This is a genomic window from Benzoatithermus flavus (assembly GCF_037908215.1).
GTDB classification, from domain to species: Bacteria; Pseudomonadota; Alphaproteobacteria; order Geminicoccales; family Geminicoccaceae; genus Benzoatithermus; species Benzoatithermus flavus.
In genome coordinates this window covers 1-15,943 of sequence record NZ_JBBLZC010000044.1, presented here as the reverse complement: position 1 = coordinate 15,943, position 15,943 = coordinate 1, and the positions used below count along the sequence as shown (strand labels likewise).

The following is a 15,943-nucleotide window of genomic DNA, read 5'->3' as shown; positions in this document are numbered from 1 at the left end:
CGAGAGCACCACCACCGTGGCCGCCGTGCGCGCCGCGCTCGTCAAAAACGTCCGCCGGTCCAAGATTGTCTTGCTCAAGGTTGTCAGCCCCCTGCCGAATGCCGGGATGCCGGTCGCCTGCGACCGTGCTTCCGGTCCGCCATCGGCATCGCAGCTTTCATGCCAGTGCCGGAGACAGCATCACGGGCCGGCCGATCGAGTCGGCCGCCCGCGCCTCGTGCCGATTTGCGACACCGTACGTCCCGAGCGTGCGAAAATGGTACACGTCCTCGGGCAAGCCCTTTCGTCTTCGTCCGATCGCCCCGAACGAGCCGGGCAGGCATCGGCACGGTCCGAACCCGGATCAGCGCACGCGCCGTCGTCGGATTTCTGGCCCGGATCACGACTGTGTAGCCATCCGCCGCCTTCACCGCCTGCGCGACCTCGGCGGTCACGAAGGGCGGCCCATTCTCGGCCTGTCAGGCCTCTTAGCCGATGAGACCGAGCGTGCTCAAGATCAAGACCTCGCCCGTGCCCGAGGCCACCCCGTGCCTCGCCTTGCCGGTTGCAGGTCGCGAAGCTCGATGACCCGAGCCGCGGCAATGTCCGCGGTCGCGGACCTCACCCTGATCGTCGCGCTATACAGACGCCCGTGGAACGGTCGAACCGGCCGATGCGCCCGACCTTCCGGCCGTGCCAGGCCGTCCCTGGCTGTCAGCGTCCGGCTGATCTTGTGCAGGCGATCGCGCCGCCGGTTGCACACGATGCGGTGCAGCCGGCGGACCCTGGCGGCTTGTCGTCTCCTGTTCTCCTTCTCTCGCCGGCTGAACCGGAGCTGACGCACGAACCGACGCGGCTCGACGGGTGATAAGGCTCCAAGGCGCAGCACATCCTACGGGAGAGGATGATCGGGCAGACCGACCTCGCTGCCGATCGCCAGCACCGCGAACGGAATCTCGAAAGCCGTCAGCTCTTGCCGGCGCGGGCGGCGAGCTCGGCCTTGAGCGCTTCGACCCCGCCACGCTCGACGATCGCCTGGAACTCGTTGCGGTAGGTCACGACCATGCTGACACCTTCGATGACGACATCGATGATCCGGTCATCGCCACCGCGCTCGCGCACCCGCCAGTCGACCTCGATCGGCTGCTCCAGCTTGCCGCCTTGGATACGGGTCGCGACCATCGTGTCTCCCTCCCCCACCGGCCGGCTGCCCGTGACCACGATCTCCTCGCCGGCATACTGGCTGAGCCGGGCGGACTGCGTCTCCAGCACCCACCTGGTGAAGATCCGGATGAAGTCCTGCCGCTCGGCCGCGGACAGCTTGCGCCAAGCCCGGCCGACGGCGAGCTGGGCGAGGTAGGGCAGATCGAACCCCTCCTCCAGAAGGGATCGCAGCCCGGCCTTGCGCTGCGGGCTGCCGACTTCGGTGGTCGCGAGGATGCGCACCGCCTTCCGGGTCAGGCGGTCGATCACGGCCTCGGCGCCCTCGGCTTTCGCGGCTCGGGTGGCGGCGCCGGGCACGACCAGCCCTGCCAAGGACAGGGCCAGCCACCGTCGTCGGCTCAGAAGGATGCAGCTCATGCTCGTGGTTCCAGCCGCTGCCGGTCCGGTGTTCGCCGCACCGCAGCCTCGAGGTGACCTCCGATGAATGATGGCGCGCGGTCGGCATCCTGGCCCACCCTCGCCGATGACCTGACATGGGCAGCTCGCAGGCTCAGGCGATCGGGGCTGCCGGACAGGGCAGATCACGATGCATTCCCGCGGCTCTCGCGAGGGCTCGGGGCCGTGCGGCCCGAAGCTCGCCTTCGGCCATGAGCCAATGCCGCTCGGCCCGACCTTCGGGACGGCCTTCCTGCTCCCAGATGGCATAGGCCCGCTCGCGAACCCGCTGCTGCCACCAGAGCCGCTCGAGCGCGCGGGCGAGATCGTGCTCGCTCCAGGGCTTCGTGAGCCGTGGGGCAGTGCAGAGCAGCGGCTGCACGAGATGGCCGCCCTCGTAGCCAGTCACCAGCAGGAACGGCACGTTCCTGCGCGCCAATGCCTCGGCGAGCGGGGTGACCCAACCGTCCTGGAGCTCGACATCGAGCAGCGCCAGATCGGGGCGCTGCCGTTCGAGCAGCACGAGGCCCGCCGCGACCGACGCCACCGGCCCGAGCACGCGGCAACCGAACGCGGTCAGCGTATTCTCCAGGTCGAGCGCCACGACGAAGCTGTCCTCGGCCACGAGCACGTGCACCCCGTCCAGATCGTCGGCGACCATGCGCCTCCTATGACCAGAATGCCCCGATCCGCGCGGTGGCCACGAGGATCGGGGACGCCGTGGTTCCGATATCGGAGAACATGTCGGCCCCATGCTTGTTCCGGCGTGGATCGGCGGGCCGGAGGAACCCGAGGATGACTACCCGATTATGCAGGGCAGATCACCGAAGGCATGGAGCCTTCGATCGAGGAGGTTGGCACCATGGCAGAGGACAGCGAGCGTCGGAGCGGCACGGACAAAGCAGCCAAGGAGAAGATGGCGAAAGGCATGTCCGAGGCCGGCAAGGCCGAGATCGGTAAGGCCGGTGACAAGGATGTGAGCCACGGCGGCCAACCGGGCACGCACGACATGATCGAGGGCATGTCGGAGGCGGGTCGGCATCCTACCACCCCCGAGGACGAGAAGCGCACCGGCTCGCGTTGATCGGGACACAGTGCCGGGCGAGCGCATCCGTCGCGTCGGCTGCGCTCACCCGCTGGAGATGTGGGCCGGTTGCATCAGTTTGCGCAGCACGAGATGGGTCGGCAGGAAGACGAGAGCCGGCAGGCCCAGCATCAGCGCGCCGAGATAAACCGGGCCCGGAACCACGTTCTGCGGTGCCTTGCCCGGCCCGAACACCCAGTTGATGTTTTCCTCCGGGTCGGTGAAGAAATAAGTTGCGGGCAGCACGAGCCAAGCCAGCGCCGTCTGCGTGACGAGCGCCCGGCGATCGTAGCCGAGCCGGCGCAGCAACCAGGCGAGAAGCGGCGGCAGGGCCATGTGGAAGAGCGACAGAGCGCGCAGGTAAGCGGGCTTGCGCGAATCGAACATGTAGCCGGCGAGCCCCAGGAGGCGACCGCCGGCGAGGAAGTCGAGATTCCAGCCCAGCTCGAGGGCGAGGACGCCGACCGCGGCGGTGCTGGCGAGGAGCGGGCTTTCGAGCCAGAGGGCGCCGCCCGCCAGGAACAGGCCGATATCCGAGAACCACAGGAAATTGCTGGACCCGTAAGCCTGCCAGTAGGTGGGGACGAGCACGGCGGCGAAGCCCGTCCATGCCAGCTTGGGTGCGAGCGGCACCCGCGAAGGCGCCCGGTCGGGCCGGAGCGCCTCGTCACGACCGAAGGACGACGCCGAGCCGGGCGGTGCTCGACGATGCGAGGACGGCTCGAACATGGGCTTCCTCTCCGGAACGACACCCGGACCCGGCTCGTGCCGGCCGGGCTCAGGCTCGATCGCCGCCATGCCACACGCTGGTCGCATCCGTCCCGGCCGGGCAGGGAGCCTGTGCCAGCATCGCGATCACGCCTTCGTCGTCGAGCTGCCGGGAGTCGTCGTAATGATGCCCGACCGCCCAGAAATCGGCAGGTGTCGCCAGGAACACGACCTCGTCGCACACGGCGCGCAGCATCTCGGCCGTGTCGGCGGGCGCCATGGGTTCTGCCAGCACGCGGCCGGGCGCGAACAGCACGATCCCGTGCCCCGGCTCCGGCAGGACGAGCGTGCCCTCGAGCTCCATCGGTCCGATCCGCACCGCCTCGCCGGCACGGCCGCCTTTGAACCCGCTGCTTTCGGCCATGATCACCGCCACGATGCCAGGGGCCGCCGCTGGACGGGCGCAAGGCCATGTCCGACCCCGTCCGGCCGGTCAGCTCCTCGCCGCCGCTCCGGCGCCATCGCCCACGGCCGCGGTGCTCTGGTCTTCCGGCCAGAGCACCTGGATCTCCTGGGGCAAGGCGTGCTTCACCTTCTGCCATTCGCCGGGGCTCACGTGCCGGGCGATCACCTTGAACACCACCTGCGCGGCCTGCTTCGGGTCGAACGGCCGGATGCCTTGGAGCCCGTCTTGGATGTGGGCGACGAACGCCTCCTGCTTGCGCTCCCGGCTGGTCCCGGGCCGAGGATGCCAGCCGTCGTAATAGATGCCGCGCACGAGCAGCGGGAGCTGCGCTGCGAGATGCGCCGAGTCGTCGATTGGCAGCCGGTCGCGCAGCGCATGCAGGACCGCCCGGAGCGCATGATAGGCCCGCTGCCGGTCCGGCCCCATCTCGGCCATGATCTCGCCGAGCCAGATGTGCGTGGTCTGCAGAGTCTTGTCGAAGACATCGAGGCCGGTGCTGCTCATGATGGACTCTCCTGTCGTGGAGCTGGGCGCTTCTCCTCGCCGGCCCTGCTCGGCGGCACAGGGCCGGGTGCGCCTCGGGTTGCCTGCCCAACGCAATGGGATCGCTTTTGTTCCGAACCTCCTGTGCACCATCGAGGCGAATTCGGGTCGGCCCGCCACGGCTCGCACCAGCCTTTCAAGGCGAGCGTGGGCGGGCCGACCGGAGCCGCCGGCACGGCCGCCAGGCATCAGCCGCTCCGAGAGGATCGAAGAGATGGATCACCTCGATCATGGCCGCGAGCCCAGTCCTGGCCGGCTCGGTCGGTGGTCGCAGGCAACGTCCGGAACCCCGATCAAGGGTGTCGATGGTCGCGACAAGGCTGCCGGTCCGCTCGAGCGTCGCCGCGAGCTCGGCCGTCGGGACACCCAGATGCTCCGCCAGGAGCCGGACCAGGACTCGGCCGATCGCCTCCTGCACGCGGCCGGCGCCCGGCTCGCCCGGCATCGCCTCGATCGCCAGGTCGCATTCGGTGTCGAACCCCAAGGAGCGGTTGTTGAGGTTCGCAGAGCCGACCCGCAGCAGCCGATCGTCCACCACCATGACCTTGGAGTGCACGACGATCGGCGTCCCGAATGCCGCGACCGGTGTCAGGATCCTGAACCGGCCATGACGGTCGGCGGCGCGCAGCCGCCGGACGAAGCCGGCCCGTGCCGGGTCCATCGCCAGCCGGTCGAAGTAGCTCGGGCTGTGCGCCGGGCAGACGATCACGGCCTCGGGCCCGTCCGCCGCGGCGAGACGCGCAGCTAGGGCGGCGGCGATTCCAGGTGCGGCGACGTACTGGCTTTCCAGATAGATCCAGCGTCGCGCCGCGGCGATGGCCGCCCCGAACAGCGCCTCGTTCTCGCGCACCTCCTCCTGGCGGTGCCAGGCCGGCTCCGTGCGGGCGATCGCCACCGGGACATCCGTGAATTCCGCTCGCAAGCCCTCGGGCCAGATCCGGTTGCCGGCGGGCGGCGGCTCGATCCGCTCGCCCGTGGCACGGTGCCAGCGCTCGCGCGCGAGATCGCCCAGAGCGGCCGCAGCAGCACCGGTCACGGCCAGCATGACGTCGTGTCGTGGCTGGTAGGCCCTACCCTCCGGCGTCCGGCGGCGCGGATCGCGATCGGGATGAACCGGCGTGTCCCAGCGATTGCCCGCGAAGTCCATACCGCCGCAGAACGCGATCGCATCGTCGATCACGAGCAGCTTCTGGTGATGGCAGCTTCCGAAAGGATGCCGATCGTCGAGCCGGTAATATAGCCGGTCCGCACGCAGCCAGGAGCGCGCCCGCTGCGGCACGAACCGGCGATTGGCCGCGATCGGCAGGACCATGTCCCAGATGAGGATGTGGACATGGAGACTCTCCCGCTCGGCGAGCAAGCGCTTCAGCAAGGCGCCGAGCTGGTCCGGCCGGGAGTTGTCCGGACGGTCCGGCTCGAGCCGGATGCGCGGGTCGAAGTCCCAGCCCAGAAGGAGGATCGAGTACCTGGCCGCCGCGATGGCGGCCTTGACGAGGCGGAAGTAGGCAGCACCGTCGACCACGACGGCTGCTCTCCCGGCTGGCTCGAGCCGCCAGCAGGTCGAGCCGGGCCTCGAGAGCGGCCTCATCGGTTCTTGCTCCCAGCCTTCGGAAAGGATCATGCGGCTTACAGGCACCTCGACGGGCATGCGGCCGAACACGCCGCTCTTGCCTGCCGCCGATGCCGAAAAGCGAGGCATGTCGTACGGTCAGGTCGGTGGACGCATCTTCGCGCCGGCACGGATCGTCTGCCCAGGCAAGGCGCTCGCCTCGATCTGAACGCCGTGCTCGGCACCGGGTTCGCGCGAGAGGGCTGCGAGCGGGGCCGGCTCGAAGCCGGGCGGATCGTCCGTATCGGTGGAATCGAGAATGGCCGGCAAGACAATGCAACCCGTTCGCAGGATGCCGGTTCAGATCACAGAGGACGATGAGCGGCATCGCCGCCAGTCGGAGGTATCCGGCGAAGGAGCTGGTATCATGGCGGTCTGTGAGGTTTGCGGCAACGATTACGACAAGGCGTTCCAGGTCACGATGCAGGGCAGGACGCACACCTTCGACAGCTTCGAGTGCGCGATCCACGCGCTCGCCCCCACCTGCGCGCATTGCGGCACGCGCATCATCGGTCATGGGGTCGAGCAGGCCGGCAAGATCTATTGCTGCGCCCACTGCGCGCAGAAGGAGGGCGCCAGCGGGCTGAAGGACCGGGCCTGATCCGGGCCGAAACCGCCCGATCGCGGCAGCGTGGCGCATCGCTTCGGCATCTTGCGTCTCGCTGCCGGAGAGACATGGCCGGTTTCGGCCTCGCCGGAACACCGGTGCCGGACACGCGTTCTCGGTGGAGGCTTGGAGAGAACCATGACCGATACCACCGTGAAGAAGGTAAGCAGCGCGACCTCGCCGCGTGGCGAGATGGGCCAGGTCTATCTCGCCTCGGGCAAGCGGGTCTCGATGCGCCTGTGGCGGGACGAGCCGCCCCAGTCCGACAAGCCCGCCGTACGGCGTGACTACGAGACCGTGGGCTACGTGATCGCCGGCAAGGCCGAGCTCGTGCTCGAAGGGCAGATCCTGCGGCTCGAGCCCGGCGATTCCTGGCTGGTGCCGGCCGGGGCCGAGCACAGCTACCGCATCCTCGAGCCGTTCACGGCCGTGGAGGCGACCTCTCCCCCGGCCCAGGTCCACGGTCGCGACGAAGCCTGAGCAGGGGCAACGATCGCCGGAAGCCCGCCATGCACAACGCCACCCTTCTCGCCCTGACCCTGGTCCCTCTCCTGAGCCTCGCCGCTTGCGGCGAGCACGCGACCCTGCCGGTCGAGGCCGGGTTCGGCCCGAACCCGGCGCTGCCGCCGCCGAATCCGACCCTGATCCCGACGGTCGAGGTCGCCTCCGCCGAGGGCTGGCCACAAGGTGCGAAGCCCGTCGCGGCACCGGGGCTCGCGGTCGCGGCCTTCGCTACCGGCCTCGAGCACCCGCGCTGGCTCTACGTCCTCCCCAACGGCGACGTGCTCGTGGCCGAGACCGACGCTCCGCCCAAGCCCGAGGACCGGAAGGGAATCAAGGGCTGGATCATGGGCCTGCTGATGCGCGAGGCCGGCTCCAGCCGGCCCAGCGCCAACCGGATCACGCTGTTGCGCGATGCCGACCACGACGGTACGGTCGAGACGCGCACGGTCTTCCTCGAAGGCCTGAATTCGCCCTTCGGCATGGCGCTGGTCGGGAACGACTTCTACGTCGCCGACACGGATGCGGTGCTCCGCTTCCCCTACCGCGAGGGCGAAACACGGATCACCGCCCCCGGCACGAAGCTGGTCGATCTGCCCGCAGGGCCGATCAACCATCACTGGACCAAGAGCCTCGTCGCCAGCCCGGACGGCTCACGGCTCTATGTCGGCGTGGGCTCGAACAGCAACGCCGCCGAGAACGGGCTTGCGGCGGAGGAGGGCCGGGCGGCGATCTGGGAGATCGACCGCAGGACTGGGGCGCATCGGGTATACGCCTCGGGCCTGCGCAACCCGGTCGGCATGGCGTTCGAGCCCGAGACCGGGGCCCTCTGGGTCGCGGTCAACGAGCGCGACGAGCTCGGCAGCGATCTCGTCCCGGACTACATGACCATGGTGAAGAAGGGCGGCTTCTACGGCTGGCCGTTCAGCTACTGGGGCCGGCACGTCGACGAGCGGGTGCAGCCGCAGCGCCCCGACCTCGTGGCGAAGGCGATCGTGCCGGACTACGGGCTGGGCGCTCACACCGCCTCCTTGGGGCTCACCTTCCACGACGACAAACTCCTGCCCGGGCACTATCGGGGCGGGGCGTTCGTCGGCCAGCACGGTTCCTGGAACCGGAACCCGCCGAGCGGCTACAGGGTGATCTTCGTTCCTTTCGCCCATGGCCGCCCGGCCGGACCACCCGAGAACGTACTCGCCGGCTTTCTCGACGCGCAAGGCAACGCGCGCGGCCGCCCGGTCGGAGTCGCGGTGGGCAAGGATGGTGCCCTGCTGGTGGCCGACGACGTCGGCAACAGTATCTGGCGGGTGACACCGGCAGCGGGCCAGGTGGCGGAGCGGTAGAGCCCGCAGAAACGGCGCGTTCGGCGGCGGGTCGGGGCGGCGTCCCGAACGCAGATCGCTACCGCTCAGGAGATGTCCGATGCTCGCGCTCCCCGGCCTGCCCCTTTCGCCCTGGGTCGCGACCACACCGGCGACCTCTTACCCGAAGCTGGATCGGGACCTGAAGGTCGAGACCGCCGTGATCGGCGGCGGCATCGTCGGGCTGACCACGGCATTCGCCCTCACGCGCGCCGGCCGCGCGGTCGCCGTGATCGAAGCGTTGCGCGTCGGGCAGCAGGTGACCGGGCGCTCGACTGCCAAGATCACCTCGCAGCACGGCCTGATCTACCGGTATCAGCCCGGGTAGGGCCCGCTCAGATCCTCCTGCATCTTCCAGATGACGCCGCGGCGGGGGACCACGAAGGCCGGGTGGATGTCGCGCGCGAGTGCCACGCCGCGTTCCCGGTAGCGGGGCAGGACCTCGCCCAGCCGTGCGAGCGCGAACAGCCACATCGCGAGATAATGGTGGTACTGCCCGTCGCGGTCGGGTGCTTCGCCGATGCGCGAGCCCCGGCGGCGGCCGAGCACGCGCTCGACCTCGGCCACGAGCCGCTCGGCGGCCGCGAGCCAGCGCTCCTCCCCGAGCTCCCGATAGAGCGAGAGATAGAGCACGACGCCGAACGCATCGGTCCAGAAATAGCGCAGGCCGTTGGGCCAGATTCGCGCGGCCTCCATCCACGCGAGCTTCTCGAGCACGTAGCCGTGTCGCGAAACACGAGCTAGAGCCCGAACGGATAGGTCTCGGGCGCCCCCGGCCGCGCGTGCTCCGGTCCCAAGGGTGTCACCGCCGCGGTCGCGTCGAACCAAACATAGGCATCGAACTGCTGTGGCAGCGAGGCCTCGGCGTAATGGCTCATCAGCTCGCTTTCGGGCCGGTAGATGACGCCGATGAACCGCTCGAGTCGGGGCTCGAGCAGCCGCCGGCGCAGCGCCTGGTCGCGGTTGAGGTCGAGTAGGAAGGACGGCACGCCGGTATCGTGGCACAAGCGCTCGTAGCTGTCGGGGCGCGACGGCCGCACCCGCTTGACCTCCATGTCGCCGTCCCAGTCGCTCGCGGCCGCGACCGTGCCGGTGTGCGTGCCGAAGCCGATCAGGGCCGCCTCGCCGCCGAACCGCTCGCGGCAGAGCTGGCCGATGTTGAGCTCCTCGCGCATCACCCCCATGTCGGTGTAACGGGCATCGCCGATGTGCGAGTTGTGCGCCCAGACGATCGCCTTCGAGCCCGGTCCGCGCGCCTCGAGCAGGTGTTCGAGCGTCTCGAACATGTGCGTGTCGCGCAGATTCCAAGAATCTGGGCCGCCATAATACATGATCCGGTAATAGCGCTCGGCCGAGGCGACAAGCCGTGCGTTCTGCGCTGCGTCCAGGAAGCTCTCGCCGTCCTGGGCGGCGTACTCGAGCCGCCGCCGCAGGAGCTCCTGGCACTGCTCGATCACCGCCTGCTCGCATTTGCGATAACCGCCCGTGAGCACGGCGCGGCCATAGGTCGAGGGCTCCCGCTGCCAGGGTGTCAGGCAGCCGTAGCGCTCCCGCGCCACCCTCGCAGCCTCGGGATCGACCTTGTCGAGATAGTCCAGAACGGCCGCGATCGAGCCGCTCATGTTGTAGATGTCGAGGCCGTAGAACCCGGCCCGCCGCTCCGGCTCCGGCACGTTCTCGTTGCGTGCGCGCAGCCAGTCGACGAATGCCGCCACGTCGGTGTTGCGCCACATCCAGGTGGGAAAGCGCTGGAACGGCGGCTCGGCGCGCTTGCGCGCCGGGCGATGGCGCACGTAGCGGTCGATGGCGGCCGCATCCGGCCAGTCCGCCTCGACGGCGAGGATGGTGAAGCCGTGCCGCTCGATCAGGCGGCGCGCGATCGCGGCCCGTGCCCGGTAGAATTCGGACGTGCCGTGGCTGGCCTCGCCTAAGAGCACGACCCGCCGGTTGGCGAAGCGGTCGAACGGCTCGGCGAAGGCGGGATCGTCGATCGCGGGCAAAGGCTCGGCGGCAGCGGCGATCATCTCGGGCAGCGTGCGCCCGCGCGACTGGCCGGGCAGGTGGTTCGAGGCCGAGCGCCGCCCGTCCTCGACCCAGCCCTGCTCGCCGATCAGGGGCACGAACGCGACACCAGCCAAGCTCTCCTCCTCGTAGGACGCGGCCCCCTTGCGGGTGATCCTCAAGAGCGTCTGCGACGCCTCCTCGCCCACCGGGATCACCAGCCGACCGCCGATCGCGAGCCGCTCCTTCAGCGCCTCGGGAACCCCGGGCGCTCCCGCTGCCACCAGAATCGCATCGAACGGTGCCGCTTCCGGCCAGCCGCGCGAGCCGTCGCCCACGCGCAGCTCGATATTGTCGTAGCCCAGCTCCTCGAACCGCCGCTGCGCCGCTTTCGCCAACGCCTCGTGCCGCTCGATCGCGTAGACCTTCCCGGCTATCCGGCTCATCACCGCCGCGGCGTAGCCCGAGCCCGCCCCCACCTCGAGCACGCGCTCGCCCGGCTTCACCTCGGCCGCCTCGATCATGAAGGCGACGACATAGGGCTGCGAGATGGTCTGGCCCTCGCCAATCGGCAGCGGACTGTCCTCGTAGGCGAACTCTTCGAAGCCGGGCTCGACGAACGCCTCGCGCGGCACACGGCGCATCGCGTCCAGGACGAAGGCATCGCGCACGCCGCGCCGGGCGATCTGCATCTCCACCATCCGTTCGCGCGCGTAGGAGAAATCGGGCATGGCATGCCTTTCCGCTCCAATCCGGAGCGGCAGCCGCTCCAGCTCGTGCTCGCACCTCGGGTGCGAGGTTCCGGTCTGTGCCGCACTGGCTCCTCGACGGCAGTCCCGGGCGGACATCCGGCACGGGGGACCGCCTGCCTCGTTCCACGACCACCCATCGGGAGCAGCTCCCGCACTGCACTCGCGAGGGCCACGAGGGACAATGCCCCGTGCGGTGCAAGGTTCCGCACGCGCAGGGCACGTCCTGGAGCGCCCACCTCACCTTGCCCGACGAGCCGCCGGCAGCATCACAGGCTTGCGCACGATGCCCTTCCGGCCGAAGCTTCTAGGCTGCAGCCCTCGTCCACACAGACCGGAGCGCGCGATGACCACCTCGTGCATGATGCGCCCGAACCGGATGACGTCGTCGGCAGCCCGCGAGCTGCAGCTCGATGCCACCGGACCAGAGGTGGTGCCGCCCCGGCCGCCTCGCCCGGAAGTCGGGCCGGATCCTACCCAGCAGCCTCCGGCCATTCCGCACCCCACCGAGCCGGACGTCCAGCCTTTCCCGCCGGACACGCCGCCCACTCCACAGCCCGATGTGACGCCGACCACGCCGGATAATCCGCCGACCATGTCGCGAACGGCACGAAGCCGGCCCTGCCTCGGCCCGACCGGAGGACGGTGAAGTCTCCGCACCGGTGGGCGATGGCGCCTCCCCCCGGCTGCCGCGTGTCGTGGTGGCCTCAGGAGGCCTCGAGCGCCGGCTCGGCGCGGGCATGGGCGAAGAGCGCCATGAGGTCGACCGCGCGGCCCTCGCCCGAGAGGTCGAGCTGGGCCTCGCAATGGTCGAGATGGTGGCGCATCAGCTCGGCGGCGGCGGCCGCATCGCGCCGGGCGAGCGCTTCCAGCACGCGCCCGTGCTCGTCGAGCGAGCAGGGCCAGATCGCCGGCTGCTCGTAGAGGGCGATCACGAGCGAGGTGCGCGAGATCAGCTCGCCGAGGAAGTCGGCCAGCACGCGATTGCCCGAGGATGCCGCGATCCGGCAGTGGAACGCGCCCGAGAGCCGGATCAGCTCGTGCCGGTCGCCGCGGGCGAAGGCCTCGCGTTCGCGGGTCACACCGGCGCGCAGCGCCTCGAGCTCGGCATCGCCGATCCGGCTCGCGGCCGAACGGACCAGAACGGGCTCGATCAGCCGGCGCGCATCGAACAGCTCGCGCGCCTCCTCGACCGAAGGCCGCGCCACGATGGCCCCCCGGTTGCGGCGCAGCTCGATCAGCTTGCCGTGCGCGAGCCGCTGCAGCGCCTTCCGCACGAGGGTGCGGCTGACGCCGAAGGCGGCCGCCAGCGTGTCCTCGGGCAGCGCCGTGCCGGGCGGCAGCCGGTGGCTGATGATCGCATCGAGCACCTCGCCGTAGATCACCTCGTCGGCCGGCCGCCGCCTCCGGCTGGAGGCGCACGGATCGGCGAGCGACGTGCCGGCCTGGACCGAGCCTCTCTGGCGCAAGACTTTCTCCTCCAAGAGCAGAGGACGAGCCCGTGCGGCGGGCCGGGCCAAGCTAGCGCACGCGGGCGGCGTTTTCAAATCGCGTATCCAGTTCGCGGGCATGATTGTATACGGTCGTGGCGCGGCCCCTGTTGCCCGTGGCGCTCGTTCCTGCCGGCGCCCCGCCATACCCCCTGCGCCGCCCGATCGGCGCCCGGCCGGGCTTAAACGTTCCTTAGGGGGTCGGATGTTAAGCATCGCGACGGTCACAGCCATGATCGGCGGCGCTCGTGGAACTTTCGCTCCCGTCATCGATGCCTTGCCCTGCGGCACCCGACAGGAACGGCCGTGTCGTGGTCTCCCTGGCGAGCCTGATCACCACGGCGGCGATCATCATCGCCGCCGCGATCTATGCCGGCAGCCTGCGCCAGGACAGCCTGCAGCGGAACAGCGAGGCGCGGATCGTGACCCAGAGCGTTCGCAGCGTTCTGCGCGCGGTCGCGGCCAACGCACGCGATTACGCCTGGTGGAATGATGCGGTCCAGCATCTGCTGCTCACCCCCGATCCGGTCTGGGCCGATCTCAACATCGGTCCCTACGTGCGCACGGCTTTCGGCTACGAGATCAGCCTGGTCGTCGGCGGCGATGGCCGCATGCTCCTGGGTTGGGTCGACGGCCGGCGGGAGATCGGAAAGGCGGCCGAGGCGCTGGGGCCGAATCTGCCGGATCTGCTCGCCGTCGCGCGGCGCCAGAACGCAGCGGAGCCGGTGGCGGCTTCTGCCGTGCTCTTCGGCCCGGAAGGGCTGCTCGCGGCGGCGGCGAGCCCCATCGTGCCACAGCCCGGCTCCAGCCTCGTCCCGCCAGCGGGGCCGCCGGCTCTTCTGATCTTCGCGAAGCGCCTCGATGCCGACTTCCTCGCCCGGCTCGAGGAGGATTTCGGCATCGAAGCCGCGAGCCTCACCGCGCCTGGCACGGGCAGCGCCGGCCTCGGCCGGGTGGCGCTGCCGGGGCCTTCGGGCGAGACGGTGCGGGAGATCGTCTGGAAACCGCAGCGTCCCGGACGGGTCCAGCTCGCATGGCTGATCCCGACGCTGCTCGGCTCGCTCGTCGTCCTGGGCGGCTTCACGCGCCTCGTGCTCGGCAACATCCGTCGTTCCACGACCGCGATCCGTGCGAGCGAGGCCCGCTTTCGCGACATTGCCGAGGCGGCGTCGGACTGGATCTGGGAAACCGATGCCGATCTCCGGCTGACCTACGTCTCCGAGCATTTCGGCCGTGCCACCGGGTTACGCGCAGGCGAGGTGACGGGTCGGCCGCTGCACGAGATCCTGGAGCTGCCGCCCGATCCGGAGCTGCGGCAGCGTCAGCGCGCGACCCTGGCAGCAGGACAGCCCTTCCGCGACGTCCCCTGCCTGCTCCGCTCGGATGCGGAGCAGGCGCGGACGCTCCGGCTCACCGGCACGCCGATTCGCGGCGCCGAGGGCACCCTTGCGGGCTATCGCGGCATCGCGACGGACATCACGGCCGAGATGGCGGCGCTGGATCAGGTCCGCTTCCTCGCGGAGCACGACGCCCTGACCGGCCTGCCCAACCGTCTGGTCCTGCACGAGCGGCTGGAGGAGACGTTGCGTCGCCTGCGGCGCTACGGCGAGCGCTCGGCCGTCTTGTGCATCGATCTCGACCGGTTCAAGGAGATCAACGACAGCCTCGGCCATGCCGCCGGCGATCGGCTGCTGGCAGCCTGTGCACAGCGGCTGCGCGGCTGCATCCGCGAGACCGACATCGTGGCACGGCTGGGCGGCGACGAGTTCGCGGTCCTGCAGACCGATGTCGCGCAGCCGGACGACGTCCAGCGGCTGTGCGACCGGATTCTGACCGCTCTGGCCGAGCCGGTTCGGATCGAGGATGTCGAGGTCGTGATCGGGTCCAGCATCGGCGTCGCTCTCGTCCCGGCCGACGGAACGGACGCCACGCAACTGCTGCAGAAGGCGGACATAGCGCTCTATCGCGCCAAGGAGGACGGTCGCGGCCGCACCTGCTTTTTCGAGCCCGGCATGGACGAGCGCCTGCGCGAACGCAGGTTCCTGGAGTCCTCCCTCCGCCATGCCGTCGCGACGGAGCAGCTCGAGGTCCATTACCAGCCGCAGGTCGACGCCGGAACGGGGATGATCGCGGGTGTCGAGGCTCTCCTGCGCTGGCGTCATCCGACGCGCGGTCCGATCCCGCCTTCCGAGTTCGTGCCGGTGGCCGAGGATGCGGGCCTGATCGTGCCGATCGGCGAATGGGTGCTGCGCACGGCCTGCCGCGACGCGGTCCGCTGGCCGGGCATCAGGGTGTCGGTCAACGTCTCGCCCGCCCAGTTCCGCCAGCGCGGCCTCGTCCGGGCGATCCGGCGGGCCCTCGTCGAATCCGGCCTCGAGCCGTGGCGACTGGAGATCGAGATCACCGAGGGCCTCCTGATCCAGAACACCGCCGCAGCGCTCCGCACCCTCGAGCAGATCAAGGCGCTCGGTGTCGGCATCGCCATGGACGACTTCGGGACCGGCTACTCGAGCCTGAGTTACCTGCAGAAGTTTCCGTTCGACAAGATCAAGATCGACCGGTCCTTCGTCGGCCGGCTGGGCGAGGATGCGGGCAACGCTGCCATCATTCGCGCCATCATCGGCCTCGGCCGGAGCTTCGGCATGTGCATCTGCGCCGAGGGGGTGGAGACGGCAGCACAGCTCGAGGTCCTGAGGCGGGAGGGCTGCGAGCAGGCGCAAGGCTATCTCTTCGGTCGCGCGATGGAGGTCGCCGCGATCGACGGTCTGGTCCGCGGGGCCACGCATCTAGCGGCTTCCGCGCCATCGGAGCGCGGCTCTCCCGCTGGATCGTCCCGCGTTGCCGAACCGGTATCCGCGGCAGGCGGTCCATGAGCCATGGACCGAGAGCGCGTCGGCCAGGATGACCCGCGCACATCGGGCGTGCGGCGCGGATCCGTCCCAAACGGAACGGGGCTCCGCCACATCCGGCGAGCGCCGCCCTGGGTGAAGCCCTGTCCCGGAGCGAGCCCGCACCGGGTTCGGCGGTGGGCCGGCCCTGTAGCGGGCTGGAGGGCGGGGAACGAAGCAGCCATCGAAGCGGTGCCCGGCGAAGCGGCGCGAGCCGGAAGCCCGCCTCGGCAGCCTGACGTCCGAACGAAATCCCCTCCACGAAACCCGGCGCAGCTCATCTCGACTTTGGCCATTCGAGGCTGGCTCGGCCGCAGACCGGCGGGCGGCGCGGGTGAGGCGGCGGAGCGGGTCGGCG

At 70.0% G+C, this 15,943-nt stretch carries 16 protein-coding genes; 6 read left to right on the top strand and 10 right to left on the bottom strand.

The features are described 5' to 3' along the window. Positions 1-945 precede the first annotated feature (945 nt). Positions 946-1,560 carry an MlaC/ttg2D family ABC transporter substrate-binding protein gene (locus tag U1T56_RS23500; protein WP_418161951.1) on the bottom strand — a complete coding sequence of 205 codons (615 nt, stop codon included), beginning with the start codon at positions 1,558-1,560 and terminating at the stop codon, positions 946-948. Between the two features lie 133 nt (positions 1,561-1,693). Next, positions 1,694-2,239 (bottom strand): DUF2934 domain-containing protein, encoded by a 546-nt coding sequence (locus U1T56_RS23495; protein WP_418161950.1) that lies wholly within the window; start codon positions 2,237-2,239, stop codon positions 1,694-1,696. A 201-nt stretch (positions 2,240-2,440) separates the two neighbouring features. On the opposite strand from U1T56_RS23495, the gene U1T56_RS23490 reads away from it, so the two are divergent. Next, a complete protein-coding gene (locus U1T56_RS23490) occupies positions 2,441-2,662 on the top strand; it encodes a hypothetical protein (protein WP_418161949.1) in 222 nt (73 codons plus the stop codon). Between the two features lie 45 nt (positions 2,663-2,707). Here U1T56_RS23490 and U1T56_RS23485 read toward each other — a convergent pair whose 3' ends face one another. The 5 genes from U1T56_RS23485 to U1T56_RS23465 all read right to left on the bottom strand — a co-directional run bounded on the left by U1T56_RS23485 (position 2,708) and on the right by U1T56_RS23465 (position 6,258). After that, complete coding sequence (locus U1T56_RS23485) at positions 2,708-3,391, bottom strand: membrane-associated protein (RefSeq protein WP_418161948.1); 684 nt, start codon at positions 3,389-3,391, stop codon at positions 2,708-2,710. Positions 3,392-3,440: 49 nt separating this feature from the next. Beyond that, the gene (locus tag U1T56_RS23480; RefSeq protein WP_418161947.1) at positions 3,441-3,794 is read right to left on the bottom strand and encodes a hypothetical protein; all 354 of its coding nucleotides are present in this window, start codon (positions 3,792-3,794) and stop codon (positions 3,441-3,443) included. A gap of 69 nt (positions 3,795-3,863) precedes the next feature. Beyond that, complete coding sequence (locus tag U1T56_RS23475) at positions 3,864-4,340, bottom strand: DUF2267 domain-containing protein (protein ID WP_418161946.1); 477 nt, start codon at positions 4,338-4,340, stop codon at positions 3,864-3,866. A gap of 175 nt (positions 4,341-4,515) precedes the next feature. Beyond that, positions 4,516-5,967, bottom strand: coding sequence for a phospholipase D-like domain-containing protein (locus U1T56_RS23470; protein WP_418161945.1), 1,452 nt, complete (start codon positions 5,965-5,967; stop codon positions 4,516-4,518). A gap of 120 nt (positions 5,968-6,087) precedes the next feature. Beyond that, positions 6,088-6,258 carry a hypothetical protein gene (locus U1T56_RS23465; protein ID WP_418161944.1) on the bottom strand — a complete coding sequence of 57 codons (171 nt, stop codon included), beginning with the start codon at positions 6,256-6,258 and terminating at the stop codon, positions 6,088-6,090. Between the two features lie 97 nt (positions 6,259-6,355). Here U1T56_RS23465 and U1T56_RS23460 point away from each other — a divergent pair, with 97 nt between their 5' ends. The 4 genes from U1T56_RS23460 (at position 6,356) to U1T56_RS23445 (ending at position 8,785) form a co-directional block, all read left to right on the top strand. Continuing rightward, positions 6,356-6,589: a hypothetical protein gene (locus tag U1T56_RS23460; protein WP_418161943.1), complete on the top strand. Its 234-nt coding sequence runs from the start codon at positions 6,356-6,358 to the stop codon at positions 6,587-6,589. Between the two features lie 144 nt (positions 6,590-6,733). Continuing rightward, entirely contained in the window at positions 6,734-7,075 is a 342-nt protein-coding gene (locus U1T56_RS23455) for a cupin domain-containing protein (protein WP_418161942.1), read from the top strand. A 29-nt stretch (positions 7,076-7,104) separates the two neighbouring features. Beyond that, positions 7,105-8,439, top strand: a complete 1,335-nt coding sequence (locus U1T56_RS23450) for a PQQ-dependent sugar dehydrogenase (RefSeq protein ID WP_418161941.1) — start codon at positions 7,105-7,107, stop codon at positions 8,437-8,439. Positions 8,440-8,518: 79 nt separating this feature from the next. Then, positions 8,519-8,785 (top strand): FAD-dependent oxidoreductase, encoded by a 267-nt coding sequence (locus tag U1T56_RS23445; protein WP_418161940.1) that lies wholly within the window; start codon positions 8,519-8,521, stop codon positions 8,783-8,785. Here U1T56_RS23445 and U1T56_RS23440 read toward each other — a convergent pair. From U1T56_RS23440 to U1T56_RS23430, 3 genes are all read right to left on the bottom strand, one after another. Beyond that, positions 8,773-9,153 carry a hypothetical protein gene (locus tag U1T56_RS23440; RefSeq protein ID WP_418161939.1) on the bottom strand — a complete coding sequence of 127 codons (381 nt, stop codon included), beginning with the start codon at positions 9,151-9,153 and terminating at the stop codon, positions 8,773-8,775. The genes U1T56_RS23445 and U1T56_RS23440 overlap by 13 nt on opposite strands. Positions 9,154-9,197: 44 nt before the next feature. Beyond that, positions 9,198-11,189 (bottom strand): protein-L-isoaspartate(D-aspartate) O-methyltransferase, encoded by a 1,992-nt coding sequence (locus U1T56_RS23435; protein WP_418161938.1) that lies wholly within the window; start codon positions 11,187-11,189, stop codon positions 9,198-9,200. 725 nt (positions 11,190-11,914) lie between these two features. Continuing rightward, positions 11,915-12,676, bottom strand: coding sequence for a GntR family transcriptional regulator (locus tag U1T56_RS23430; RefSeq protein ID WP_418161937.1), 762 nt, complete (start codon positions 12,674-12,676; stop codon positions 11,915-11,917). A 332-nt stretch (positions 12,677-13,008) separates the two neighbouring features. Between U1T56_RS23430 and U1T56_RS23425 the strand changes: the two genes are divergently transcribed. Next, positions 13,009-15,570 carry a bifunctional diguanylate cyclase/phosphodiesterase gene (locus tag U1T56_RS23425; RefSeq protein WP_418161936.1) on the top strand — a complete coding sequence of 854 codons (2,562 nt, stop codon included), beginning with the start codon at positions 13,009-13,011 and terminating at the stop codon, positions 15,568-15,570. Positions 15,571-15,943: the final 373 nt, after the last annotated feature.

Excerpts from the sequence above, each read along its gene's own strand:
- U1T56_RS23440 (WP_418161939.1), bottom strand. The coding sequence starts at position 9,153 with ATGGAGGCCGCGCGAATCTGGCCCAACGGCCTGCGCTATTTCTGGACC.
- U1T56_RS23455 (WP_418161942.1), top strand. The coding sequence starts at position 6,734 with ATGACCGATACCACCGTGAAGAAGGTAAGCAGCGCGACCTCGCCGCGT.
- U1T56_RS23485 (WP_418161948.1), bottom strand. The coding sequence starts at position 3,391 with ATGTTCGAGCCGTCCTCGCATCGTCGAGCACCGCCCGGCTCGGCGTCG.
- U1T56_RS23450 (WP_418161941.1), top strand. The coding sequence starts at position 7,105 with ATGCACAACGCCACCCTTCTCGCCCTGACCCTGGTCCCTCTCCTGAGC.
- U1T56_RS23475 (WP_418161946.1), bottom strand. The coding sequence starts at position 4,340 with ATGAGCAGCACCGGCCTCGATGTCTTCGACAAGACTCTGCAGACCACG.
- U1T56_RS23460 (WP_418161943.1), top strand. The coding sequence starts at position 6,356 with ATGGCGGTCTGTGAGGTTTGCGGCAACGATTACGACAAGGCGTTCCAG.
- U1T56_RS23490 (WP_418161949.1), top strand. The coding sequence starts at position 2,441 with ATGGCAGAGGACAGCGAGCGTCGGAGCGGCACGGACAAAGCAGCCAAG.
- U1T56_RS23480 (WP_418161947.1), bottom strand. The coding sequence starts at position 3,794 with ATGGCCGAAAGCAGCGGGTTCAAAGGCGGCCGTGCCGGCGAGGCGGTG.
- U1T56_RS23470 (WP_418161945.1), bottom strand. The coding sequence starts at position 5,967 with ATGAGGCCGCTCTCGAGGCCCGGCTCGACCTGCTGGCGGCTCGAGCCA.
- U1T56_RS23435 (WP_418161938.1), bottom strand. The coding sequence starts at position 11,189 with ATGCCCGATTTCTCCTACGCGCGCGAACGGATGGTGGAGATGCAGATC.
- U1T56_RS23500 (WP_418161951.1), bottom strand. The coding sequence starts at position 1,560 with ATGAGCTGCATCCTTCTGAGCCGACGACGGTGGCTGGCCCTGTCCTTG.
- U1T56_RS23445 (WP_418161940.1), top strand. The coding sequence starts at position 8,519 with ATGCTCGCGCTCCCCGGCCTGCCCCTTTCGCCCTGGGTCGCGACCACA.
- U1T56_RS23495 (WP_418161950.1), bottom strand. The coding sequence starts at position 2,239 with ATGGTCGCCGACGATCTGGACGGGGTGCACGTGCTCGTGGCCGAGGAC.